The 25,926-nt window shown below is 47.9% G+C and carries 22 protein-coding genes; 6 read left to right on the top strand and 16 right to left on the bottom strand.

Going from position 1 to position 25,926, the window contains the following annotated elements:
• Positions 1-27: 27 nt before the first annotated feature.
• Entirely contained in the window at positions 28-435 is a 408-nt protein-coding gene (locus WBG78_RS04250) for a hypothetical protein (RefSeq protein WP_337325131.1), read from the bottom strand.
• A 494-nt stretch (positions 436-929) separates the two neighbouring features.
• Between WBG78_RS04250 and WBG78_RS04245 the strand changes: the two genes are divergently transcribed.
• Together WBG78_RS04245 and WBG78_RS04240 are read left to right on the top strand one after the other, a co-directional pair.
• The gene (locus WBG78_RS04245; protein ID WP_337325130.1) at positions 930-1,811 is read left to right on the top strand and encodes a hypothetical protein; all 882 of its coding nucleotides are present in this window, start codon (positions 930-932) and stop codon (positions 1,809-1,811) included.
• 82 nt (positions 1,812-1,893) lie between these two features.
• A complete protein-coding gene (locus tag WBG78_RS04240) occupies positions 1,894-2,970 on the top strand; it encodes a mannonate dehydratase (protein ID WP_337325129.1) in 1,077 nt (358 codons plus the stop codon).
• Positions 2,971-3,045: 75 nt separating this feature from the next.
• Here WBG78_RS04240 and WBG78_RS04235 read toward each other — a convergent pair whose 3' ends face one another.
• The 3 genes from WBG78_RS04235 to WBG78_RS04225 all read right to left on the bottom strand — a co-directional run bounded on the left by WBG78_RS04235 (position 3,046) and on the right by WBG78_RS04225 (position 6,038).
• Positions 3,046-4,320, bottom strand: a complete 1,275-nt coding sequence (locus WBG78_RS04235) for an MFS transporter (RefSeq protein ID WP_337325128.1) — start codon at positions 4,318-4,320, stop codon at positions 3,046-3,048.
• 72 nt (positions 4,321-4,392) lie between these two features.
• The gene (locus tag WBG78_RS04230; RefSeq protein WP_337325127.1) at positions 4,393-5,106 is read right to left on the bottom strand and encodes a hypothetical protein; all 714 of its coding nucleotides are present in this window, start codon (positions 5,104-5,106) and stop codon (positions 4,393-4,395) included.
• A 41-nt stretch (positions 5,107-5,147) separates the two neighbouring features.
• A complete protein-coding gene (locus WBG78_RS04225; protein ID WP_337325126.1) occupies positions 5,148-6,038 on the bottom strand; it encodes a hypothetical protein in 891 nt (296 codons plus the stop codon).
• A 142-nt stretch (positions 6,039-6,180) separates the two neighbouring features.
• Here WBG78_RS04225 and WBG78_RS04220 point away from each other — a divergent pair, with 142 nt between their 5' ends.
• Positions 6,181-6,714 (top strand): AAA family ATPase, encoded by a 534-nt coding sequence (locus tag WBG78_RS04220; protein ID WP_337325125.1) that lies wholly within the window; start codon positions 6,181-6,183, stop codon positions 6,712-6,714.
• Positions 6,715-7,157: 443 nt separating this feature from the next.
• Here WBG78_RS04220 and WBG78_RS04215 read toward each other — a convergent pair whose 3' ends face one another.
• The 4 genes from WBG78_RS04215 to WBG78_RS04200 all read right to left on the bottom strand — a co-directional run bounded on the left by WBG78_RS04215 (position 7,158) and on the right by WBG78_RS04200 (position 10,194).
• Positions 7,158-7,421, bottom strand: a complete 264-nt coding sequence (locus WBG78_RS04215; RefSeq protein ID WP_337325124.1) for a hypothetical protein — start codon at positions 7,419-7,421, stop codon at positions 7,158-7,160.
• A gap of 129 nt (positions 7,422-7,550) precedes the next feature.
• On the bottom strand, positions 7,551-8,618 hold the full coding sequence (locus WBG78_RS04210; protein ID WP_337325123.1) for an ABC transporter substrate-binding protein: 1,068 nt from the start codon (positions 8,616-8,618) through the stop codon (positions 7,551-7,553).
• Between the two features lie 66 nt (positions 8,619-8,684).
• On the bottom strand, positions 8,685-9,437 hold the full coding sequence (locus tag WBG78_RS04205) for an ABC transporter ATP-binding protein (protein ID WP_337325122.1): 753 nt from the start codon (positions 9,435-9,437) through the stop codon (positions 8,685-8,687).
• The gene (locus WBG78_RS04200) at positions 9,427-10,194 is read right to left on the bottom strand and encodes an ABC transporter permease (RefSeq protein ID WP_337325121.1); all 768 of its coding nucleotides are present in this window, start codon (positions 10,192-10,194) and stop codon (positions 9,427-9,429) included. Before WBG78_RS04200 ends, WBG78_RS04205 begins: the two co-directional genes overlap by 11 nt.
• A 330-nt stretch (positions 10,195-10,524) precedes the next feature.
• Between WBG78_RS04200 and WBG78_RS04195 the strand changes: the two genes are divergently transcribed.
• Together WBG78_RS04195 and WBG78_RS04190 are read left to right on the top strand one after the other, a co-directional pair.
• Complete coding sequence (locus WBG78_RS04195; RefSeq protein WP_337325120.1) at positions 10,525-10,908, top strand: hypothetical protein; 384 nt, start codon at positions 10,525-10,527, stop codon at positions 10,906-10,908.
• 158 nt (positions 10,909-11,066) lie between these two features.
• On the top strand, positions 11,067-11,327 hold the full coding sequence (locus WBG78_RS04190) for a hypothetical protein (RefSeq protein WP_337325118.1): 261 nt from the start codon (positions 11,067-11,069) through the stop codon (positions 11,325-11,327).
• A 64-nt stretch (positions 11,328-11,391) separates the two neighbouring features.
• Here WBG78_RS04190 and WBG78_RS04185 read toward each other — a convergent pair whose 3' ends face one another.
• The 4 genes from WBG78_RS04185 to WBG78_RS04170 all read right to left on the bottom strand — a co-directional run bounded on the left by WBG78_RS04185 (position 11,392) and on the right by WBG78_RS04170 (position 16,759).
• On the bottom strand, positions 11,392-13,278 hold the full coding sequence (locus WBG78_RS04185; protein WP_337325117.1) for a cytochrome c peroxidase: 1,887 nt from the start codon (positions 13,276-13,278) through the stop codon (positions 11,392-11,394).
• Between the two features lie 86 nt (positions 13,279-13,364).
• Positions 13,365-14,876 (bottom strand): hypothetical protein, encoded by a 1,512-nt coding sequence (locus WBG78_RS04180; RefSeq protein WP_337325116.1) that lies wholly within the window; start codon positions 14,874-14,876, stop codon positions 13,365-13,367.
• A 282-nt stretch (positions 14,877-15,158) separates the two neighbouring features.
• Positions 15,159-15,797 (bottom strand): lipid-A-disaccharide synthase N-terminal domain-containing protein, encoded by a 639-nt coding sequence (locus tag WBG78_RS04175; RefSeq protein ID WP_337325115.1) that lies wholly within the window; start codon positions 15,795-15,797, stop codon positions 15,159-15,161.
• A gap of 5 nt (positions 15,798-15,802) precedes the next feature.
• On the bottom strand, positions 15,803-16,759 hold the full coding sequence (locus WBG78_RS04170; protein ID WP_337325114.1) for a glycosyltransferase family 2 protein: 957 nt from the start codon (positions 16,757-16,759) through the stop codon (positions 15,803-15,805).
• A 111-nt stretch (positions 16,760-16,870) separates the two neighbouring features.
• On the opposite strand from WBG78_RS04170, the gene WBG78_RS04165 reads away from it, so the two are divergent.
• On the top strand, positions 16,871-18,472 hold the full coding sequence (locus WBG78_RS04165; protein WP_337325113.1) for an ArnT family glycosyltransferase: 1,602 nt from the start codon (positions 16,871-16,873) through the stop codon (positions 18,470-18,472).
• A gap of 32 nt (positions 18,473-18,504) precedes the next feature.
• On the opposite strand, the gene WBG78_RS04160 is transcribed toward WBG78_RS04165, so the two are convergent.
• The 4 genes from WBG78_RS04160 to WBG78_RS04145 form a co-directional block, all read right to left on the bottom strand.
• Positions 18,505-19,173, bottom strand: coding sequence for a phosphatase PAP2 family protein (locus WBG78_RS04160; RefSeq protein ID WP_337325112.1), 669 nt, complete (start codon positions 19,171-19,173; stop codon positions 18,505-18,507).
• Positions 19,174-19,345: 172 nt separating this feature from the next.
• Complete coding sequence (locus WBG78_RS04155) at positions 19,346-20,938, bottom strand: glycoside hydrolase (protein WP_337325111.1); 1,593 nt, start codon at positions 20,936-20,938, stop codon at positions 19,346-19,348.
• A gap of 106 nt (positions 20,939-21,044) precedes the next feature.
• Complete coding sequence (locus tag WBG78_RS04150) at positions 21,045-22,742, bottom strand: RagB/SusD family nutrient uptake outer membrane protein (protein WP_337325110.1); 1,698 nt, start codon at positions 22,740-22,742, stop codon at positions 21,045-21,047.
• A gap of 2 nt (positions 22,743-22,744) precedes the next feature.
• Positions 22,745-25,870 carry a SusC/RagA family TonB-linked outer membrane protein gene (locus WBG78_RS04145; protein WP_337325109.1) on the bottom strand — a complete coding sequence of 1,042 codons (3,126 nt, stop codon included), beginning with the start codon at positions 25,868-25,870 and terminating at the stop codon, positions 22,745-22,747.
• Positions 25,871-25,926 lie beyond the last annotated feature (56 nt).

Genomic DNA, 25,926 nt, shown 5'->3' with positions numbered 1-25,926 from the left:
TTAAGTCGTCGCATGCCGTAACACATTTCATTCCAGCCGATGCATCTCAGTCGTTTTGCTCACCGTCAGCGCAGGGACAAAATCCGGACTAATTACTTTTAATCGATCCAGTATCTCACCAACCTTATCAACAATCGAATCTATATCCTCTCCGAAATCGTACAAAAGCACGAGCCATCTTTTCTCGCTAACTGTTTTGAATTGTTTTAGTATGTCCCGGGTCAACTCGCCAACGATCTTCTTTCCTTTTCCGGATACATTCTCGATGGAAACATAAAGCGTGAATCCGGATGCTTCCCGTTTGCCCATATAGTAGGCCATCGTCACGGATTGAAAAACTTTGATTACAATTTTTGGTGGCAAACCATCAACGGTTACCGTGAACGACATGTCATGTGAGATGTTATCGGTAAGAATCTTATGGAGTTCGTCCATTGTGGTTAAATCTTAATTCGCAGGTTTCCAAAGATAAGCAATGCACCAACATCGCATTGCTCATTCAAACTCCAGTTGAGGCAGCTAACGGAGAGGCGCGGCTCCCCTCGAACCACATAATATCCACTGAATATTTTCGGTCGACATTTTAGGAACATTTGCTCAGAGGATATTGTATATTCTAAGTTGGCTGGCCCGGAACTGTGTAAATGTTCCGCCATTTACTTCAGTCACCACCGCACCGCCCATTGTGCACCCCTTCTGCACTCATTCTGCACTCCTTCTGCACTCGGTGATTAAGTTTGGCGTCATCTGTCGTTCAACTTCGGTTAAACTCTCCGTGGTTCACCTTCAATAAGTGTAAAAAGGACACCCCTCTTTGCCTCTAAATTCAAACGCGCACCGAAGCTGCATTTTCTGAGAACGGAAAATTTTCCTCCTGCACTCAATTTACCTTTTCCTCTTTTCCCGTATATCGATTAAAAACTCTCAACATGGCTTATTCAGAAAACAACAACCTCACGAACAGCGTGAAAGGTAAACTGGGCGACTCCGTTGTGTTCAAACAGTATAATGGCAAGACCATCTACTGCAAAACACCGCAGTCACCCAGAAGCGAATCTTCGGATCAGAAGATGAACCGTGACCAGTTCCGCGAAGCATCGGCATGGGCAGTTAAAACATTGCTCAACCCGGTGGACAAAGAAAGCTTTCGCCTCGAAGCGAAGCGTTTAAAATTGAAAGATCCTTACACTGCTGCCCTCCAATTCAAACTCAGAGAGATCAAGGCACACATAACAGCGGGGTTCGAGTGGGCACCAATCCTCACGTTGAAGCAAGCAACGGAGGCAGCTACACGCAAAAGCAAAAGACTGGCAGAACGGGCAAGAGCATTAAATGCTTCACCAGCACCTGGGGTCCAATCAGTCTCGCCGACCGGCGGCATTGATTCAATTGAAGCAACTGAATTGCGCAAGTCGGTGGATGAAATGAACCGCTCACTGCAGGAGAATCTATTGGCAATGCAGAAGTCGATCCAGGAGTCATTATTGGAGATGAACAAGGCGGTGCTCGCGATCAGTGAACTGGTGAAGTCATCACTCGAAGCCCAGCGGCAGCCGCTTCAGCGCGAACAATTGAAGCAATCTATTCATACAAGTCTTCGCCCCGCAATTGCCTCAATGGAATCAGTTCGGCGATCATCGGAGTCTATGCCTGCAGCAGTCTCGAATTCTATGCTATCGCCTGGTACTGCTCTGCTGAATGATACGCTATTGCATGTTAATGCTTCCGAGACTAACCTTCTGAATTCAGAGATTAATATTCAGAAACAGAAATCCAACACATATGATACAACCTGTGACCGGCCTGGATAGGCCGCGCCTGTATTGTCCACACATGTAAATTATAAGCGGACTCTTAATTGTCAATTGTAAATTGTCAATTATCAATTTGCACGTGTCCAACCGAAGAGAATTCATTCGCAGGAGCGCAGCGCTTTCCGCACTGACCGGATTTGATTTCCAAAAGGTCACAGGAAGTGATGCCTCCATCGATCTTTGCCTCGCCTATTTCTATGGCGTGCAGGAACGCAAGATGGAACTGCAGAAGCAAATGGGAATTACCGGTGCCGTATCTCCGTCTGCTCCCGCAATGGCCGGCATGCCGGATGCAAAGCCATGGACACTTGAGGCCGTCACTGCAGTAAAAAATGCTTTTGCCCAGCGCGGACTTCGATGGACCGTTTTGGAGGGCACACCTCAACTCGACAAAACGAAACTCGGAATTGCCGGACGTGATGAGGAAATCGACAACTTCATCACCCTCATGCGCAACCTCAATAAGGTGGGCGTGAACACGATCTGTTATAACTGGATGCCGGTAATCAACTGGGCGCGTACCGACATGGCACGTAAAGGCCGCGGTGGTGCATTAGTCACTGCCTTCGATTATGATGCGATCAAAGATCAGCCCGTTACTGAGTTTGGCGAAGTGTCCGAAGAGCAGATGTGGAAGAACCTCACTTACTTCCTGAAGGCCGTAGTGCCCGAGGCAGAGAAGAATCAAATTAAACTTGCTCTTCATCCAGACGATCCTCCAATACCAAAGATCCGTGGCATCGCTCGCATCATGCGGACAGCAGAAGCTTTCAAGCGTATGATTGAGATTGCACCGAGTCCAAACAATGGGATTACTTTATGCCAGGGCACGTTCGCTACCATGGGTGAGGATATCCCTTCCGTTATTCAATACTTCGGCGAAAGAAAGAAGATCTTCTTCGTTCATTTCCGCGATATCCGTGGAGACAAATGGCACTTCGAAGAATGTTTTCATGATGAAGGCATCACCGATATGTACAAAGCGATGAAGATGTATCACCAGGTGGGCTTTAACGGACCGATGCGTGAGGACCATGTGCCAACAGTATCTGGAGACAGCAACGATCACCCTGGATACAGTGAGTACGGGACGTTGTTTGCAATGGGATATATCAAAGGATTGATTGAGGCTGCAAAAAAAGAAATGAAGGCCTGAACGCGAGGGACAACCACAACAAGCTTTACTTCACGAACCTTACTTCAGTTACCGAAGACGCACTATCAGGTTAACTCATCTTCTCATCAGCGACCTCGATGCAATTAATGCAACCGTGCTGATCGCCGCCCCAAAAGACAAGTAGTATCCCACATACGCAAGCCCATAACTGGTGGCTAACGTTGTCGCCAGGTATGGCGTAAGCGAAGCACCTAAGATCCCAGCTATTGTAAAACATAACGACGCTCCGGTGTAACGTACTTCCGGAGGAAAGATCTCCGCCAACGCAGTGCCTATGGGAGCGTAGTTTAAGCCCATCAGAAACAATCCAACGGACTGAAACATCACCGTCACCAGCAAACTCCCCGTACTGAAGAAGGGAGCAAAGAACAGCCCAAAAACAAAGATGCCGATGGTCGAGCCTATAAGAACATAACTCCAGCCCTTCCGGTCAGCGATTAATGCCGATATGGGAATACCCAAAGCAAAGAACAACATAGAAATCATCTGCGCGATAAGCATGCTCTCCCTCGGGTAATTCAGTGCCGATGTTCCCCAGCTCAACGTAAAAACAGTCATAAGATAGAAGACCAGAAACGTCGTGATAGTGGCAACCGTTCCCAGCAAGACAACTTTACCATGCCTGACAAACACCGTAACAACAGGCACCTTCACGCGCGCTTGATTGTTCATGATTTTTATAAAGTCGGGCGTCTCCGTTATTTTCAATCGAATATAAAGACCCACCCATACAAGCAAAGCACTCGCGAGAAACGGAATGCGCCAGCCATAATTCAGGAACTGTTCATCAGTGAGAAACTTGCTGAGGATGAAGAACGACCCGCTCGACAAAAGAAAACCGATTGGCGCACCCAACTGAGGAAACATTCCATACCATGCCTTCTTATGCTTTGGCGCGTTTTCCGTCGCCAGCAATACTGCCCCGCCCCATTCTCCTCCAAGTCCCAACCCCTGGCCAAAGCGACACAATGCGAGCAGAATAGGAGCAAGAATCCCGATGGTATGATAGGATGGCAATAAGCCAATTAACACCGTTGATGGACCCATAGTCATCAATGAAGCTACCAACGTGGCTTTCCTTCCCTTTCGGTCGCCAAAGTGACCAAACAACGCAGCCCCCAGTGGTCGGGCAAAGAATGCGAGCGCGAAAGTAGCCAGCGATGCCAGTGTTGCTGCCACGGGATCTGCCGCAGGAAAGAACAACTTCGGAAAGACAAGTACCGCGGCAGTTGCGTAGATATAGAAATCAAAGAATTCGATGGTGGTGCCGATCAGGCTTGCGGCCAGTATTCGTGCTGCTGAATTCGTAGCACGGGATGTTTCTGTCATAGCGACGGTGCGTATTACTTAAGCTATGCAAGATCACACTTTTTACTGGCAATTTGCCCGCACTTCTCCGAATCATTTCGTCTCCTTCTTGGGCACGGTGACCTTGAAACCCCAATTCAAATACTGAAGTTTTTGAAATGACTTGACGGGATCTACCGTATCAAATGTCAGGGTGGTATTTTGTTTGGCTCCGGTATAATCAATATAAAGAGCGCCTCCTATAATGTCCTTGATCAATGGAAATCTAAACTCCAGACCAGCAGTATAAGCAAACGCCACATTGTTGTCGAAATTCACTGCCTCCTTTATAATCTCGTTTCCGGAATTATCATACACCCTGATACCAAAGGCTCGCGTGTTGTTGAACATAATACCCGCAGTTCCATTCAATACGAGCTGAAGCTTTTCTGTTAACGGGATCCGATAGGATGGTCCGAGCGTTGTAAGCAACGGCGCATAGCGGCTCTCCCCAACAACGGTACGGTAGCCCAGGGATTCCGTAAAAGCAGCAGAGATTTTCTCATTGTCCATTTCATTCCATTGATAGGTGGTATGAACATAGAGAGAAAGGTTTTCAGGAAAGTACTTTGCCCGCGACTTCGAATCGAAAACCAAACCCCATCCTGTTTTTGCAAACCCTCCATCCTTTATGTCCGTCGATTTGAAACTTCCTACGGGCATAGCAACAAAGGCACCAAATGAACTGCCCTCCTGTGCCCTGCTTACAAAAGGCATCAGCACTACTGCAAAGGCCAGAAACCACGAAACACCTATCATTCTTTTCATATCAATTGGTTTATCTTTTTCCATATCTCCAACTACCCCGGCTACTTCGCCTTCGACCCAAAGGGAGTGCGCTTACTCATGTAATCCAGCGATCCGATGTACGCATCTATTGTCGACCCAAACGTATCGCGCTTCTGTGAAAACACAGAGTTTCCTTCGTCGTCATAGATATCCATAGCTACCTTCGTTCCGTACTCAATAACGGTTGTAGAACTGGAAGATGAGACCGCTGTACCCGACGACTTGGAATTCTTCTTATCACCATCCTTATTCTGGCTGTCTTTGTCTTTATAGGTTGATACACCAGAACCATAACTTTGTGTACCCTTATTCATAATCTCGGCCCTTCCAACAACAACGTATTGCACACCTAACATAAGCGCAAGATCCTTTGGAGCTGTTGTCGTCAATTGCGCTGATGTAACATTGTGTTGCGCAAGCAATGCGTTGACGGTCTGAGGATCCACAACGGTAAGGCCATGAGTATACTTCCTCATCGCGGTAATACAGTCCGCCTGTATCTGCTGCGACATTTTCTCAGGGCCAATACCAGGATCATTCGTGTTTAAATCAAATGGAATAACTGCAATCTTTCCCTTGCGATCTGCAGCAGACGTCGATGTCATTGCAGTTGCGGCAGTCGTGGCCGCGCCAGCGTCTGGACCTTTGAAAACTTCTGTGCGCCTACTGGCAAACTGAATTTTATCAATATCGGATTTGTTTAATTCGTATTCGAGGTCCTCGCCTTTATACTTGAACTTGATTGTCGTTTGATTTACAGCGACAACTTTTCCTTCCTTCTTTTCGCCATTCGACATAATGACGACATCAACGGGTTGCTGTGCGTTAACAGAGGGTAACACAACAACCAATAGCAACCACGCTACAACCAACCTGGTTATGGCGCTCACAACGAAGCGTTTGTTGTTCATCTTAAGTGGGTTTTTTGGGCAATATAGCCAAAGATCGCTATCGACCTATCGCAGCAAACGCTATGTATGATTGGAATATCGTTTGCTATTTCTAAGCTCGTGTATTATCTTCTCTAACTTTTTTTTGCAACCGTTTACTGCAATGCAAGGCGACACCAAAGGCAAGTTCGTATTTTTCCTGACCGGCGCCTCTGGCGTTGGAAAGACAACCCTGGTGCGAGCACTTGAACAATCACAGCTCAACAAGGACTGGCTGTTCTTCCATTTCGATTCAATCGGAGTTCCTTCTGCTTCAATGATGCAACTTCATTATGGCTCACCTTCCGAGTGGCAGAAGGCGAAGACGTTTGAATGGGTTGATCGTTTACTTTCACTTGAAACTAATCAAAAGATTATTCTGGAAGGACAAGTGAACCTTCAGTTCATTCGCGATGCCTTCAAACGTCACGACTTCAATGACTACCTTATAATTCTCATCGACTGTCATGAACTGGATATGGGTTCAAGACTCGCCCTTCAACGCCAGCAACCCGAACTATTTACACCCGATATGAAACGGTGGCGCGAATACTTAAGACAACAGGCCAAACAGTTTCAGACAGACATCATCGATACTAGCCAGCTCTCACCAGACGAAGCAGTGCAGGCACTGGCACGAATTATCGATTTAATCTAACCTTCCTCCCGACCCTGCATTTCCCTACGGCCCCGCACACTGTACTACTTCTGAATATCAATGCCGACCTCTGCACATTCGACTACAACAGTCATTAACCGAATTTAAAATGTGGGAAAGCAAAGCCGCAGTCTCCCCTGCCTGCGGCGCTCCGCGCTTTCTCGGAACTAAACAGACTACGAAGCACAACCTATCCAAAAACAACTTTAGCAAACGCACTGACCTTCCAAATCAACGCACCTCCCGAAAACTCTAAAACTCCCCTTCCTCCCGACCCTGCATTTTATTCGCGACGGCCCTGCACACTGTACTACAACAGTCATCAACCGAAATTAAAGTGTGGGAAAGCAAAGCCGCAGTCCCGCTGTCTCATGATTATCATAAAGACACAAAAAAAGGCATTGAGCTTAAAACCCAATGCCTTCGAAATATATCGTTGCTTGTTATTTCTTGATCGCTTTCAAAATCGACTGCTGATTCTTAACAATCGTATCAAGCGTCTTCTGATTTCTAAGTATCGCATTCTGATTCTTAATGATGGTCTTCTGATTACCTACTATAGTACGCTGATTCTCCTTCAACGCTCTCTGATTCTCAACTATAATCTTCTGATTGCTTTTGATAACATCCTGATTCTTCAGGATCGATCCTTGATTGCCTTTGATCTTGCCTTGGTTAGCAAGGACGAGCTTCGTTGATTCTGCCATGTTCTTTTTGTTTAAAGGGTATGTTTTTTCTTTAAAGTTATGCTCAAAAGCTTAACTATTTGGTAAGTTATAAAATTGGAAATCGTTTTACAATTCGGTGCCTGACTTCACCGTGACGCCAACATCAAACTATGGATTACCTGCCGGTATCTTAGAGGCATCTATCGGAGCCGGGCTCACAGCCTCAGGCACGAACTCGCGATCAATCAACTCATCCATGGGTACTTCTTTCTTCAACATCCCCATCCCCAGTCCCATCTGTTGTATCATCCGAAGATCAGCATCGGTAGGGACAAGGTTCACATAACTCACACGCTTTGGGTCCGCCGTAAGCACATAGTTCAACACCTTTTCATCCTGACGATAATAGGGCGCAACAAGTTTGGCTGCTTCCGCCCGATGCGTTTCCGCCCACTCTCCCGATGCAGCTATGCCGCGAACGAGGTCTCTAACGACGTCGGGATTACTGTTGATGAGGTCCTCATGAACGACGAGTGCACATGAAATGAAGTTGGGCCATATATCCCGTGCATAGTAAAGGACCCGACCGATGCCATCAAGTTCGGCCTTTGCACAGAACGGCTCTCCAACAAAGTAAGCATCAATGGCACCGGCAGCGAGTGAAGTCGGCATGTCGGGCGGAGGCAAAATAACAAAGGTCACATCCTCTTTCTTCAAACCGTAGTCGTTCATCAACTTATAGAACACAAAATGCTGATTGCTGAACAGGCTAGGAACGGCAACCTTCTTTCCCTTCAGGTCGGCCATACTTCTTATCTTGCTGTTCCTTGCCACCACGATCTCGGATCCATCGCGATGACCGAGATAACAGATCTTTACAGGCACGCCTTGTTCGCGTAACTTCATGGCCAGGGGAACAATCATGAACGTTGCCTGCACCTGCTTTGCCTCTAGCGCCGAAACCACCGTAGGAAAATCGGTGAACACGCGTGAATTGAAATTTGTATTTGTTTCGGTAGTCTTTGATGCGTAATCCGTAACGGGACAGGTAAGGTGACAGGTAACAGGAAGAAATCCGACGGTAAGCTCGCGTGTAGCTTTGGTGTTGGATCCTTCGTGAATCACATCACGCACGTTTGCCGCGCCCCGATTATTCCAGGGGCGATATCTTAACAATCCCAATGCTGTGATGGCAAGTACTACACCAATAACAACGCGGCCGAGTGTGGGTTTCATACTATTTAATTATCAAATGATAACTGAAAACTACGTTAACATCTATCCAATGAGATTCGGATCCAGCTAGTGTGTACCCGGCGTATTCAACCCGAGCTCTTTCAATATCTCTTCCATTGCACCAATCACCAACGGATCGGACAACCGCCTCGGCTGACTGGCATCAATTCGCAATTCGCGACATATTGTTGCTGGCCTGTTCGACAATACCAGTACGCGATCAGCTATCTGTGCCGCCTCCTCAATATCGTGCGTGACAAACACGACCGTACGAGGACGCTTCTCCAGCAATAGTATCAGCTCACGGCGCATCCGCAGACGCGACTGATAGTCAAGCGCAGAGAATGGCTCATCCATTAAAAGGATATCGGATTCGCCGGCGAGCACCCGGGCGAGCTCAACGCGTTGCTTCATACCTCCCGACAACTCATGGGGGTAGTGATTCTCGAAACCCTGCATCCTGATCAACTCGATCAGCTCCTTTACTTCATTGCTTTTTGAGCTTCCACCTTTCGAATGGCCGTTACTATTTTCAGAAGAACGCAATCCCATGGAAATATTCTCCGACACCGTAAGCCATGGAAACAAACCATCCTGTTGATAAACCGTCCGCGTGATGCCATCCTTGGTCACGCGGCCATCCCGCGGGCGAAGGAACCCCGACAACAAATTAAGTATAGTTGTCTTTCCACATCCCGATGGACCAACCAGCACAACGATCTCGCCGCGGTTGACAATAAGATTTAGATTATTCAATACCTCAACATTGCCATAGCCATGAGAGACATTCTCAAGATGAAGTGCACGCTTATCTTTCATATCCCCATCTGATTCCAGGCAACTTGGTCAACTGCGCAAGCAGGCGATCAATACCCATACCGAGCAAACCTATCACGATCATATAACATACTGCAGAATCAAGCCGCAAACCATTGCGTGCCTCCCATATACCATATCCCAATCCATCCTGACAACCCACCATCTCTGCCGCAACGATCACCACCCAGGCTATTCCATAGCTCACGCGTAAGGCAGTGATGATCTGCGGAAGTGCAGCAGGAAAGGTTACTTTAGTTAGCAGCTGCACGCCCGTATAATGATAGTCTCTCGCTACTCTAAAGTATATACTTGGTATCGACGCAACGGCAACCATAGTGGCCAGCGTTAGCGGAAAGAATGTTGCCATGAAGATGAGGAAGATTGCAGGTTTGTCACCGATGTGAAACCAGAGTATGGCAAAGGGTATCCACGCCAGGGGAGACAGGAACCTGAAGAAGTTTAGCATTGGCACGAACGACTGGCGTATCATCAGATGCTGACCTAGCCAGAGACCAATGGGGATGCCCAATACCACTGAAATCGAGAATCCAATGGCGACGCGCCATAACGAGGCGATAATGTCGTTGAATAACCTTCCGGTAGCAATCTCCTCCCTGAAACTGGTAAACACCGCCGCCGGCGACGGGAACGCATAGGCAGGGAAAAGGTTGAAGTAGGAAATCAGAAACCACAGCAGCAGTGCGCCAAAGAGTACGACGACAGGCAGCGACAGGCGCAAAACATCAGTTTTCTTCATAGCGAGGGACAACACGAAAATAGAAAGAATCCGGTGATAATTGAATATCACCAAATTCCCACGACGGTAGAGACGCAATGCTTTGCGTCTCCCACGCGTTGGTGGTTTATCGGCGCAAACACCTTATGAAATAAAACCAAAAACATCCCTCCACAACATCATACAGATTTTATTCCGACTTCCTTTAACGTTAACACGTAATGCACTCACAAAAAAAGCCTTCATGTTAGCTTTGCACCATAGCATTTGACTAGCAGCCGAACACTGCCATATGACATAGGGATTGCCTGTTTCAAAGGCCAATATGACGGACACATATAAACGAAAAGCATGATGATGAACACAGCAGAGGTAAGAAGAGTTTCGTCAATACTAACCAGCCATGCAATTGTCAGAACTTTTTTAATGGGTGCACGACATCCACAATATATCTCCGACAATCAGGCCGTGATTTATGCAAGCCTTCGTTGCTACAGCAAATACAAGATATATGAGTGCAACGCGGAGATCGCGATTCCCGTCAACTTCGGCGATTCAGATCATCTCATGCTCCTGGATGGCGATCAGCTTCTTTTCGAGACGTACATCATCGACCTTCTTGAATACGATGATATCATTTACTCATTTGGACGAACAAAGAACGTGCTCATCGCAGAGAGAGAGGGTATGCCGCCGGGCAGATTTCATCGAATCGATCTCGAAGAGTTATCATAACCTTTCGCGGTATTGAATACATCCTCCGCGTGCCGAGTTTGCGCCAACACCACACAACGGTACGTGTACATCAGCAAGCTTCCTGTGTTAAGTTTCTGTTAAGTCGTGGCAATATCGAATTAACACATCTATGTTTGTCGTCACGAACTTACGCCCAAATGAAAAAAACTGTAAAAGCCGAGATCAAAGCAAACGTCGACAAGGCGGTCTCGGGAGCTGTGGAATCTCTCCACGTAGCCAAACCCTCAAAGAAGACACGTAAGGCCATTGACAAGGTGGCCAAGAACCTCACCCGCGACATCAGAGACGAAAAGAAGAAGGTGGAGAAGGAAGAGAAGAAGGTTGAGAAAAAGGTAGAGAAGGAAGCACGTCGCGCAGCGAAGAAAGAAAGCAAAATCGAAGGAGCCCAAAAGTCCTAAATCGCAGAGGCAGCAGACCCGACATCAACTGACAACTGATTGCCACATATCGCTTGCAAATGCCTCAGTATTCACCGCCAATCTTCCTCTTATTCAGTTGATCATCCGACAACATTGGTAGATGCGTCGGCTTGCTCGTGAGCGCCGTTGTATCAGTAAGCGTATACAGAAACTTAATAATGTCACGCTGCTCAGCAATCGAAAGATTGAGCTTATCCGATGGCAGCGTTTGATTGTCCAGTTGAATACCAATACCTTTGCCTCCACCCCGATTATAAAAGTCCAGAACATCCTCGAGAGAATTGTACACGCCATTGTGCATGTAAGGCGCCGTGAGCGCAATGTTGCGTACCGTGGGCGTCTTGAATGCGCTTTTGAATAACTCACGTGGATAAGTGCTGTATTTCCCAGGATCACCATCCACGGTTGCGTTAACAGTATCCGGACTGGAAGGAACACCCAGCACCTCAGACTCCGTCTCAGCATACATCGGTGGAACGGAGCCATTGAACAAAGGCATGAAATGGCATGTAGCACACTTCGCCTTTCCCATAAATAAATTGAAACCATTAATCTCCTCCTTCGAGAGCAACGCGGTACTGTCGCGCATGTACTTGTCGAAGCGGGATTCAAATGAGCTAAGCGATTGCACATATGCTGCAAGTGCTGATCCGATCATCTTCGGCGTGATCGGTTCGTTGCCGATGTCTTTACGTAACGCATCATTGAAGGCTGACTTGAAAGCTTCCTGATATTCCTTGCTGGCATTTAATAGTTCGCTCGCCTTATCAAGTGAGTTGTGCATCTCGTGACGATTGCTCAAAACGTCTGTGATCTGATCCTCTACAAACATCACGCGCTGGTCCCAAAACTGCGAGCGCTGAAAGGCAGCATTTATGAGCGTGGGTGCATTGCGGTCAACTGATCCTTCAAAATCAAAAGCAACGCTCCGAACCTTGCCATCCGTAAATGCAAGCTCTGGCCTATGACATGATGCGCATGCCCTCTTGTTATTACCCGATAGCGCCGGATCAAAAAAGAGCATCTTGCCGAGAGCAACTAATTGCGCACTTGCAATCTGTCGCTCATTGGTGAAGAAACCTGCCTGGTATACATTGGGCTCAAAGAAGTCCTGCTTGCGCATATCGAGAGCCTCCTTCCATTTGTTATCATCAATTCCAAGCTCATTCTGAAAACTGAATATCGACCTCGAAAGCGGATTGAGAAATCGTCGGATGAAAGTGGCACGATCAAATGAATCGAAGTTGTCGTGGCTGCCAAGATATTGCTGAGCTCGCATAAGGATGCTCAATGTTCTTCCCCATGACGGCGAATCGTCAGAGGCAAAGGGCATCATAAGTTGCTGCATTCCGCTAAGCGCGGCACCACATTCCGGAATAGATAACAAAGCAACCGGTGAATCGAATCCTGTTATCCCAAGACTCATAATGCGAAGAACGTGCAACCGAACGGCCTGAAAGATATTCTGGTCAGTCAATTCAGTACCCTTCATCAGTGCATGGATCCTCACACCACACGATTGAAGAACAGCAACTTCATGTTTTAATTCCTCAACACGGACAGTGTCCACATTAGGATAAAGAAACTCCTCTGCCACCTGGAAGCCCGTAGCATAGTTTACTTTGTCGTCGTGCTCATCGGCCTTGTCGATAGCCGGCCCGTTGATGGCCTTGCCTGCCCCGGCAAAATAAAAATCGATTATCGGCTCGATATGTTTATACGTGTGTCTCGCTCTTTCAAATTGCACCTTCGCGCGATCGTACTGTCGGTTGTCGACGTTGGCAACGAGACTATCCAGCTGCACCTGGAGTGAACCCACCTGGTCCATGACATAATCTTTTACAAGCGCCAAACGCTCTTGTTTTTCTCTGGTGCCGCCACAGGCGAACAGCACACCCGCCAGCAGTAACATAAATAGGCTTCTTCTCATCTCTAATAAACCATTCGCGGGAGCACCGGGGCCGTTGTTTTGAATACAACCTATAGGAAATCAGGTTGTACTAATATTTTGAATATTTATCTCGCCAGCCCTTTCACGATGATGATCTGGCTACCCTGTCTTTCAGACGCACGCAGTGCTCCTCCATCAACACCAGCAAACTCCGGTCTGAGCCATGTGTGTGGTTGAATGCAAAGCATAAACACGTCGTCAATACCTATGATGCCGGATATGTCTGTCATCGCGCCATATTCCCACGACCCTTTCGCCGATGATCTTGACATAAACTTATCGCCGAGCGGATCATTCGCATCACGATGATGATCAAGTTCAAAAACAGGCTTCAACTCCTTAGTATCAAGATTGTACTGGTATATGTACGAGTCGTGTGTCTCATCGCCATATCCATTCGGATCTTCCTGTACGTAGAGATAGTTTTTAGTAACAACAATATTATCAACATTCTGGAACAACCTTGCCTTCCCTGTCGTTTTGTTGTCGCCATCGAGAACCAGCTGCAATGTTCCTTTCAGTGGATCAGTTGCATCGAGCACGAGTTTGTAGGTACGTCCGTATTTGCTGCGATCTGCGTTGCCGGTGTGACCTGGTACGTTAAAATAGATCTCACGTCCAAAACCATCCTTACGATAGTCGATGTCTTCAACGCGACCAAACGCCATGCCGTTAAGTGCAAGTACTTCGCTGTTGATCTGAGCACCAGTGAGAGTTGTGTGATTGGCGATTTCAACGAACTCAACGCTCGTTGCAGTTGCGTCCTCAACGAAATCCATTTCGCGCATATTAAGATCTGTCCTTCTCAGCGCGTACAACTTCCCCTTGTCAAGGTCTCCAACTTCGCCAGAAAGATACATCGCCAACTGACCACCTGCAGTTCCTCCTGCATCGTCATCACCGATGAGTACCACAGTCTTACCTGGATAGGCAGTCTTGGGTAGAGGCACGGCATTCTCCGCACTCCAGCGTCCTAAGCCTGCAAGCTCTCTCGAAACAGAAGCATTCGCCGCACTCGCGAATGGGCTGATAGCATGTACTCTTGATTCAACACTGCTTTCACCACACGTGATATAGATCGGGCCAAAGCCGTGCTCCTCCACAGTTGCTAAAGTGGCAGAACAAAGTTTCCACAGCCCTCCGTCGGAATTAAGAATGTATTCGCCACCAACTGGTTTAAATGTTTTATCAAGCGTGATGCGTGAAACAGAAAAATTTTGTTCATGGTTTACAAGCAGCATGTAGCCGTCCGTTGCCTTCACCAATCCCGAGCCGTCGGCCGTCCCACCAAATGTGTAAGAAGGGGCACCGATGAGTTTGTCTTCACTGCTGATGAGTGAGAAGACTTCAACACTTTCAAAGCCACTGAGCTTTTTAACGAGCGCAGGAGTAATAGAATGATTTTGAAGAACGACATCAGTAGGGTAATCGGCACCGTTTTCTCCAGCGTCGCCCTTGTCCCCTTTATCACCCTTGTCGCCTTGCGGACCAATCTTCCCTTCGGGACCTTCACAGGACACAAAGGCAACGGTAACTGCCATCAGTAAGACTAACAGTTTTGTAACAACGTGTTTCATTGTAACGGATAGATTAAAGACAAAGTTAATTGGATAATCGGTGACTTCATATATGTATTCCGACCGGAGGATCACCGATCTGTAGTGGGCGAACGTTCAGGGTACACGTGTCGAAGGAACATTAATTGCTGTATGAAACATCGTAACGCACGCAATGAATTTCGATCGTGTAATCCGCGCAATTAACGTACGACATTTATTGAACACGTCAAGCGTCGCAGGAAGAATGTTAGCGACGTTAGTGGCTGTTAATCGGTGATTCTTGCCGGAGCGGGATCCTGTTCAGCTCTTCACGGTCGCGCTTCTTAACCTAACAATATTCCTCGCATATACGAACATCGACGCGAATTGCACAAGAAGCAAAACGACGTCGCTGCGAAACCAGGCATATATTATTACCAGCAGACTTCCCGCCAGGCTGATTATCCAGAACTCCCGCGGCAGAAGAGAAACTTTCCTTTTCTCTGAATAGTAGAGCTGTACGACGAACCTGAACGACAGAAAGAATTGTCCGCTTCCACCGGCCAAAACAACCCAGTCGCTGGTACCGGAAAATGCCGCATCCACTTCACCTGCTGCTGAACTGTGAAGTAACAGGCCTCCGATTCCGACGGGAAGGCACCAGATCACGGCACGCAAACTTACAGGCACCGTCATCCATACGTGCTTAAGCTGAAGGTTCCTGATATAAATAAAATATGAAAGAACCTGCGCCACCACAATGATTGGATCATGCCGCAGCAATCCATAAATCATGAATAATGTGGAACCGGCAAGACTTGCATACCAAAAGTAGATTGGAGAAACAACGGCACCTTTTCGTTCTGTCTGCCACCACTGAATTACTATACGCAGTCCGAAAAGTGCCTGCGCCACAAAACCTATCCCATACACCCAGATTGCAGAAGCGCTTGCATTCATAGATGTCAGTACTCCATCTGGTACGATAAATTGATGGGCTTAAAGATCTCTTTGATCTGGTAAGTCTTCTTGTGCTGTGACTCAAAATAGACACGCATCACAAGTTCGGCAATGATTCCGAACGTGAGGAATTGAATACCGGCAAGAACCAGAGTAATGCCAAGGATCAAAAGTGGTCTTCCCCAGATGTCATGGCCCATCAGCTTCACCGTGAGCAGGTAAAAGCTGATAGCAGAGCCTGCACCAAAGCAGAGAAGTCCGAGTGGTCCAAACAAATGAATGGGTCGTCTGAAATACTTTTGGAGAAACAGCATAAGGATCAGATCGCTGACGACCTTAAACGTTCGACCTAATCCATACTTCGATTGCCCGAACTTTCTCGGGTGGTGTTTTACCGGTACATCTGTAATTCGTCCGCCTTGAAGAATGGCAAGGATAGGTATGAACCGATGAAGCTCTCCGTATAATCCAAGACTCTTTGCTAGGTGGCTGGTGAAAACTTTCAGCGTACATCCGTAATCACTGATCGTAATGCCTGTAAGTTTTCTGATGAGCATATTGGCCATGCCGCTGGGGACCTTACGAAGCAACGTGTTGTCCTTTCTATCCTTCCGATTGCCCGCAACCATGTCCCACTCCTCTGTCTTAAGTTTATGAAGCATGAACGGAATGTCGGCGGCGTCGTTCTGAAGGTCAGCGTCCATCGTAGCAATGTAATCACCACTTGCCTCCTGAATTCCCGCCGACATGGCAGCGGTTTGTCCATAGTTCGAATTCAGCACAATAAGCTTGACGTGTTCGTCGGCGTGTTGTTTAACGCGCGACACCGTGCGGTCCGTAGACCCATCGTCGACGATGATAACTTCGTATTCGAAATGCGAAAGATTTCGTCGGATGTTTTCAAATAACGGGCCGATGTTATCCTGCTCGTTAAATGCGGTGATAACGACAGATAATTCCATGATACAAGGTCACTATTCGCTATGTCGCTATCATGAAGCGGTCGTTGTGATATCATTAATTATGTGATGCTCTCACCTGGCTGTTCAAAGAGCGCTTAACTTTGCGCTGAGATGAATACACGATTCCTCGTATTGATGGCGATTGCCGTCCTGGTCTACTTTGTAAACCTGAATGGCTCTTCAATCTACATACTGGATGAAGCCAAGAATGCCAGCTGTGCGATGGAAATGGCAGAAAGAAACGACTGGGTTGTCCCCACTTTCAATGGTGAATTGCGTACCGACAAACCACCGCTCCATTACTATGCAATGAGACTGGCGTATTTCGTCTCGGGTGGTATAACACCAGGTGCCGCACGATTCTTCTCTGCAGTATGCGGTGTGTTAATGATCATGCTCGTTTATGGCGGTACAAAGAGGATCTTGAATGAACCCATTGCGTTCTGGTCATCACTTATTCTGTTGAGTTCGGTACAGCTCAGTATTCAATTCCGTCTTGCTGTTCCCGACCCGTATCTTATTCTTGCTATAACCTCCACGTTGTATTGCACCTTCCTGGGAATTCATGGGAACAGGAAGGCCATGGTGGGCGCCTACGCCTTTGCTGCGCTCGCCTTCCTATGCAAAGGATTGATCGCACTTGTTTTACCATCGCTCGTCGTTTTCGTGTACCTTATCGTTACGCGACGACTTAGTTTAAAAACCATCAATCTCCTTCGCCTGCAGGTAGGTATTCCGTTATTTGCAATCATCGCTCTTCCCTGGTATATCGCGGTTGGCGTAGCAACAGACGGAGCATGGTTGCACGGATTCTTTGTTGAACACAACGTCAGCCGCTATACCAGCACAATGGAAGGCCATTCGGGATTCCCTCTGGCTCCGTTCGCCATTATGATCGTTGCATTGCTACCTTTTTCACTCGTCGTCGTTCCGGCAATTATAAACGCTGTACGCCACAGAGCAGAACAACCCTTTATTCTCTTTGCCCTCATCGTAGTAGCCGTAGTTGGCATTTTCTTTTCAATATCCAGAACGATGCTGCCAAGCTATCCGGCACCTGCCCTGCCCTTCCTGGCCATTGTACTGGGTGCGTATATTCAACAGGTGATCGTACGGCAGGATTTGCAGCGACTCGCTGTTAATGTTCTGTTCTTAATCGCCTCGGTAATTGCATTAGGTGTACCTGCTGGCATTTATATCGCTCTGAAGCAGGAGGTCCAACTGATGATACTGACGGGACTTGCCTGGGTATTTACATTTCTTCCGGTAGGATCTTTCACCGCCTGGTTCCTGTTCTTTAGAAACAGATCAGCGTCGCTTTACGTTCTGGCCCTCACGTGGACAATGGTTTCAATTGTCTTCTTCACGATCGCGTATCCTCAAGTCGATGCGCTGAATCCGGTGTCGATGGCAATGAAAGTCAAAGAACAGCAATACAAAGATCTGCCGTTGTTAAGTTACAAACGCTTCAATCCGGCATTTGTTTTTCAGGCGAGGCAACCGATAGATGTCGTGAATAGCGATCAGGAGCTAAAAGCCTGGCTCGATAGAAATGGAGATGCCTTCATCATTTCACGTGCAGACGTTGCAATGGAATCAGAAGTATTGAATGGCCTTACCGTTGCTTATCGAGGTAGAGATCTTTTTGAGAGAACGGAGACTGTGGTACTGGTATCACATAAGAAGTCCGCCGCGAAAGTAACGGACAAGTAAGAGTCGTTCGATTGCAACCCGGCACCGTCTGCTCAGCTCCACGAACTGCGGCTTCGGTCGCGGAATGCAACTTCAAGCCTCTGATACATCCACTTCGGCTTCACGATGTTTTGTGAAACAAAAAAGGCAAACATACCTATAGCCGATCCGATTACTGCACCCGCCGCCACGTCCCACAGGAAATGCTGAAGCAGGTACACTCTTGATATCGCCACAAGTGTCGCAGCAATCATCAGCATCCACGACGCGCCCCGGTTATTAAGATACAATGCAATGAAGATGAAGATGCCAAATGCCGTCACCGTATGTCCCGATGGGAATGACATGAGCTTATGAATCTTAACCTCTGATATGATGTGAATTGTATCATGGTCGAGAAAGTTGATCGGCCGAAGTGCATGAGGAAACAGAATCCGCTTGCAGAGACTTACCACTCCGCCTTGAAGAATTCCATTAAACAACAGACCCATGGCCCAGTACACTCGTTTGAATAAGAGGAATATGAAGATAGGAAGTATAATCACTCCATCACCAAGATTGGTGACACCCGATATAAGGGCATCAACCAATGGTGAATGAGCGCCATTAATAAGTTCAACTGCCTGCAACGGCGCAAGCATCAGAGATGACACCATCAGGGAGATGGTCGCAACGGCAAAGATTTGTAGTGCATGTCTCTGTTCCGCCGTGGTGTTGAGCATATGACTGGTCCCACTCAAACTTACCACAACGGTGCAACGGTAGGGTTAAGCTAACGTCAAGCACTTCTTAAGATCTTCTGGAGCCAGTAATATTTTCATAACGATCATGCTCCAGATGCAAGGCCGTAAAATCCAAAAGACGTACATAGGCAATGCATTGCATCTCCTGTACCTACTCCATCTTCCCCACAAACGTCGTCACCGAATTCCTTACCAACAAAGCCTTATTCCCCGTTACGTCGCCGGCGGGTTTCAGATTCTCATCGCTGGCAGTTCCCGTTACATATGACTTGAATTGCTTCACACTGCCGTTCTTAAGCTCAAACGTTATCTCGCGATCCTTATCTGTGTTGTTAATCGCCACGATCACCACTTCATTATCTGCGTTGACATAAGATGAAATCAACGCTCCTTCAAAAGCATTAATGTCTGATGCCTCTGCAGAAACATTAACTCTCACCGCGCCAGGCCGGATGAACCGGCTGAAGTTGCCAAGCGCCCACAGCAGCTTGCTATCGGTGATATTTCCATCCGTTTTCGATTGATCGATATAAACGAGACCATCTTTGTAGTCATACGGAGATATCGATAACCACCAATGCCAGGCCGACGCATTGGCCACGGTAAGATCATAGTGGATCGTTCTTGCTACATAAAGCGCAGGAGCAATTGATGTATCCCTGCCACTGCCCTTCACCTCCTCCTGGTCGCCCAGGATACAATACTCGCTCTGCCAGAACTTCAACGGCACAGAAGCATTCGCCGCTGCTATTCCAACTTTTCTTCTTACTTCGCGAAGCGAGTCGCGAGGGGTTGTGCTGAAATAGCTATGACCTGATATCGATTTGTCTACGTGCTGAAGCCCGCCAACGTAATAGGGCGAGCCTTCACGAAAGAACTCACCGATCTGATTTCCGCGTCCGGGTTTGTCACCAACGAGGTACAGGTAGTTGAGTACTGCTGCCTCCGATATTTGAATCCTTGTGTTGAGATTGGCTTCGGCCAGTTTCTTGTCCAGTCGCTTCGTTACTTCATATATGTCCTTGTTCAGAAATGGCGTTCCCTCTTGTGAATTCTCCGTCCAGTCCCACTGAGGCTCATTGAACGGACTGATATAATCGAACGGCCTTCCGGTGTCGTTGAAGTTCTTCAAGACACTTACCAGGAAGTCTGCAAAGGCATCAAACTTTTCGGGCGACAGGTTCGTCTCGTCACCCTTCGATGAGAAACCTTTATGATTCGCTGTCATGACAACGGGGGGACTATTCGTGAAGGCAAGAAATTTCTCAACGTTTCGTTTCCGCGCTGCCTCCAGAAACCATTGCTGGCCGGCCTGCTTTGTGAAATCATATCCCTTATCGGACAGAAAACACTCGGCTGCACGCCATTCATCTTTTATATTACCCTGGCCCGCGCTGCCTGCACCGATGTTGAATCGCCACATGGACAATCCGATGCCCCTAGGCCTGCCGTTAGCATCCATTTCCTTACTAAACAACCAGTCAGCAAGCTGATTGCGTTTCGCGTCCGGCCATAGTCCGGCATACTGTGCACTCCAGGCGTCCGAAGCGCCGAAATGTTCGATCGTTTGCTTCCGGTCTGCCAAATCAATCACCACCAGACTCTGTTCAGCACTGACGTCGGGCTTCGTCGTCTCCTGCCGGCACGCGCTGAGCAGTAAAGCGAACGTCAATGAAAAGGTCGCGACGATGGTCGCGGCTGTTAGTCCTTGGTGAAAAGAATAGCACCTGCCAACTAGTATCATCTCACTTTGCTTTTGAAGTTCATTATTCAATTTACGTATGGGCTGGTAAAACAAATGGTGAAGGTCAGGACAACCTCCACCATTGCTATTCAAACCCAAGTCTTAATTATTTGTAGTCAGGATTCTGATCCAGAGCACCGTTGGAAGCATTGATCTCCTCGATAGGTATAGGGAACCAGTAATGCTGTTTTCCGAAGGTCCTTCCACCAAGAGCAATCTTCTTCGTGAACGTAAGCGTGCTTCCGCTCTTTGTTATTGAAATACCCTCGGCTGGTTCGTTCTCAACAGTTTCTGCAATCAACCAGCGACGCACATCAAAGTAGCGATGCTCTTCATACGCCAGCTCTATACGACGCTCATTCCGAACGCGATCGCGCATCTGTGCCTGAGACAATCCCGCAGGCAATGCAGGCATTCCCGCGCGCTGACGCACTGCGTTAACGGCACTGTAAACACTTTGATCAGGTCCAACCGCTTCGTTCTGCGCCTCAGCATAGTTAAGGAGCACTTCGGCGTATCTGAAGTAGCGCCATGTCGCAGTTCCCATGTTGTTCCAGTCCTCAAGGCCCACGGACTCCTTCAAAAACTTCCTTAAATAATATCCGGTTGGCGATGTATTCCAGGGCTCGTTGCCATCGGGGCTATCCTTTCCGGATGGAAGAAACGTCTCAACCTGTCTGCCACGATACGCTGCACCATTAAATAAGATGGTTGCATAGAAACGCGGATCGCGATTCACGTATGGATTCTGTGGGTCATAGCCCGATGCAGGATCAGATATCGCTCTGCCATCCATGGTCTCATAATCATCCACCAGATTCTGCATTGGACAGTTACCTCCCCAGCCGCCATATCCATTGGGAGCATTCATCCGTTCCATCGCCATGCTTGGACTTGTATTCGTATACTCACGGAAAAAGATGTCTTCCTGCGTTGGAGTGGATACGAATAGCAAGCGGTAATTCTCTGCAGCATCTGCTGCAAGATTGGTGACCAGCGAGAACTGATTAAGATCCATGATTGCTTTGGCTGCATTTGCAGCTGCCTGCCATTTGGCAACGTCACTTGTTCCGCCTGTGTACAACGGACTGGCTGCATACAGCAGAACACGTGACTTCAACGCCATGGCTGCTGCTTTCGTAGCGCGACCACGCTCCCAATCGCCATTCGGCTGGGCCGGCAATATTCCAGCGGCAGCATCCAGTTCGCTTGCAATATAGGCAACGGTCTCCGCTACAGATTTGCGGTCATAGAGATCAGAAAAGTCATCAGTAAGTTCAGTAACGCGATCGCCCACAAGAGCAACACCACCAAACCCCTTCAACAGATCGAAGTAACGGAAGGCACGAACAAATCGAACTTCTGCCGTCAGGATCTCACGACGGACATCCGATACAGGCGTCTTGTACAGGTTTGCAAGGGCGAGATTGGCTTCGCGTATTCCGCGATAGCTGCGACCCCACACGGTGCTCATCCATCCATAGTTGCTTGGACTAAGCTGTCCTCGCTGAACGAGATACGTCTGATCGTCATTGCTATACACGGCCTCATCAGTAACTGACGCGTACATGGCCCAGTGGAAACCTCTGCCGAAACCAATGTAACGTTCACCCTTACTCGGCTCTTTCTCTGTTAGTCTGATGCCGGTGTAAAGATTGATGATGTATGCCTCCGTGAGGCTGGCATCCTTCCATACCGCCTCATCAGTCAACTGTGTTGGCTTTACGTTCAGGAAGTCATCGTTACACGAAACGAGACAAACGCAAAGTGTCGTGATCAGAATATACATTGAATACTTCTTCATAACTAGAATTTTAGATTGACGCCTACGTTGAAGATCCGCATCTGTGGATAGAACTGCGCGCTCTCACTCTGACCTTCCGGATCAAAGTCTTTCACCTTCGTAAATGTGGCCAGGTTGAATGCGCTCACGTAGATACGTGCACCGGTTAGCAATACACGGCTTGCCGCAGCAGACGGTATGTTGTAACCGAGTTCAATGTTCTTGATGCGCATGAACGCCGTATTGTAAAGCCAGAAATCATTTCTGTATAACGAGCCGTTAATGCTGGATGAAGTCCGAACATCAACACGTGGATAGGTACCGTCGGGATTGGTAGGGCTCCAGCGATTAGAAGCCCATGAGTCGAAGTAGTTACCGACTTCACCAGCTTCTGTCAACACGTACTGCACTGACTTCGCCTGACCTTGCAACAACATTGAGAAGTCGAAGTTCTTGAATGCAAGCGTCGTATTGAAACCATAGATGATCTGAGGAACATTGCTGAGGTTTTGTCTAACCATATCGTTGGCTGTAACAGAACCATCACCGTTAGTGTCCTGATAAATCAAATCACCTGGTTGATTGCCTGGCAAACGTGGATACTGTGTCAACTCCTCAGCAGAGTTAAATAGGCCGATTGTCTTATATAACAACTGCGATCCAAGTGGAGCACCTTCGCGACGCTGATAGCTTGGAATGCCTTCGGGGTCATCCATGAATACTACTTCGCTCTTATTATAAGTGAAGTTTCCGCCAACGTTCACGAGAAACTGTCCGAAGCTGTGAGTATATCCGAGTTGTGCCTCAAAGCCGCGGTTCTTCACGATACCAATGTTCTCATCAGGAATAATAGCTGCAGGATCCGGAGGCGTATGCTGCGAACCATACTCATTTACGATACCGGATACATAAGGAATCGAACCGGTACGCGGAATAAGCAGGTCCTTGCGCTCTTCACTGAAGTAGTCCAACTCAAGTGACCAGTCCTGGAACAGCTTGGTTTCTATACCGATATCAAGCTTGCGCGCTGTTTCCCAGGTGATGTTTGGATTTGCAAGCTGAGCAATACCAAAGGTTGATACCGGGGTTCCATCAAGTACATAGTTCGCAGTTCTGATGTTGAACGTGTTCAGATACTGGAACGGACGAATGCGGTCGTTACCCAACAAGCCATATGATGCACGAACCTTCAGATTGTTGATGGCTGCCACACTGAACCATGATTCCTCCGAGATCCTCCATCCCACCGATGCACTTGGGAAAAATCCATACTGATTGCCTTCCTGGAAGCGGGATGATCCATCATAACGGAACTGCACTTCGGCGAGATAACGCGACTTGAAATCGGCAGACAAACGTCCGAAGTAATTCCTCCTCGTAAAGCGCTCGCTGTTACCGGAGTTCGTACGTTCTTCCGGCGCCGATCCACCAAGATCAATTTCCGGAATCGCTGGCGACAGAAAACCTCTTCTGAACGTTTCAAACCAGTTGGCTTCCTGAGCATTTTGCTCATAGGCAAGGAATGCTTTGATGAAGGTACTGCCAAACATCTGCTCATAGTTGATGCTGATGTTCGCTGTATTAAGTACATCGTTACGCTGACGTTCGGTCAACTCAGCGGTTACGGGGCCGCGCGATACCGGATCGAATGTTTCCGGATTAGTGCTGTTGTTGATTGTATATACTGTCCATGGCTGTCTGAAGTATTTGCGTGATTCGAATATGCGGTCATACGCATAGAACCCTTTCAAAGAAAGCCCTTTCAGGAAGGGCACTTTGTAGTCAAAGTTCAGCAACGTGTTGACTACTGTTTTTGGTTGCTCATCAAATCCCGCTTGTGCGGTTGAAATGACAACAGGATTCAGGCCGGCCTCAATACCTGGTGATGGCAAATTTCCCGGGTAATACACAGCCATTGTCGGGTAGGTACGGAAGGCCGAACGGAAAATGCTTCCGGCAGATTCGGTGGGAAACACACGATCTTCCTGACGACCCGCGACGTCGACACCGATCTTCAGGTCCTTCGTAACATTGATGTCGACGTTGGAGCGAATGTTCCACTGCGTATAGTCAAGGTTGGTATTCTTATAGATACCTTCCTGGTGTCTTCTTCCCAGCGACACAAAGTATTGAACACTTTCACCGCCACCAGACACTGACAAATTTTGCTGGTCCTGCAGTGAGTTATCACGCATCACTGCACCGATCCAGTCACTGTTGGCATAGTTCACAGGATCTGTTCCATTGCCAAACTTAGTGATCTCGTCAGCTGAATAGATCTGATTCATACCACCGGTTGGAGTCCGATAATAGTTGATCTCGTTGAGGATGGTGGCATACGTTGGAGCATCCGCCATCTTCGGCAAACGGGTGGGCTGGGCGACACCCAGGTTGTAAGTGAAATTGAAAACGGGCGCACTTGATTTTGTTCCCCGTTTTGTAGTAACGAGAATAACACCGTTAGCTGCCTGTGCACCATAGATCGCTGCCGACGCATCTTTAAGAACAGACACGCTTTCGATGTCATTCGGATCCAGACGCTCAAGACCACCTAGCCGGTTGGCGACGCCATCAATGACGACCAATGGTGAGTTATCGCCTGTTGTGCTTTGTCCGCGAATTAGCAGTCGTGCATTGTCGGAGCCGGGCTCACCACTCGATGTATTCGCAACGACACCGGAGACGCGACCGGCAAACGAGTTTGACAGGTTGGGCTGAGGGCTTTTCACAAACTCTTTACCCTTTACCGAGCTGATAGCGCTCGTCAATGATTCTTTCTTCGTCTCACCATAACCGACCACTACGATTTCGGAAAGCGTTTCTGTGTCGGCATCGAGGACAACATTGATAGTGGTTTGCGATCCTGCGGTGATCTCTTTCGATTTATAACCGATAAAAGAGAACACGAGTACCGCATCAGCGTTCGGGACGTTAACGACGAAGTTTCCCGATTGATCAGTCGTCGCGCCTGCGGTTGTGCCTTTCACCACGACGTTCACTCCGGGGAGTGGTGATGCGTCATCACCGGATGTTACCGTCCCGCGAATTGACGATTGGGCAAAAACCGGTACCAGCGCCAGTTGCAACACTGCGATCAACGTCATCGCAGCAAACAACTTCATGCTTGATTCCTGTAGTGTTTTACTCATATACTTTGGGTTAGATGGAAATTAACTGACCCACACACCGATGTTGCGGGCTGATG

Origin of the sequence: Chryseolinea sp. T2, from assembly GCF_037203685.1 — a bacterium.
GTDB lineage: Bacteria > Bacteroidota > Bacteroidia > Cytophagales > Cyclobacteriaceae > Chryseolinea.
The sequence above is the reverse complement of the archived record's forward strand: the minus strand, read 5'-3'. Positions and strand labels throughout refer to the sequence as shown.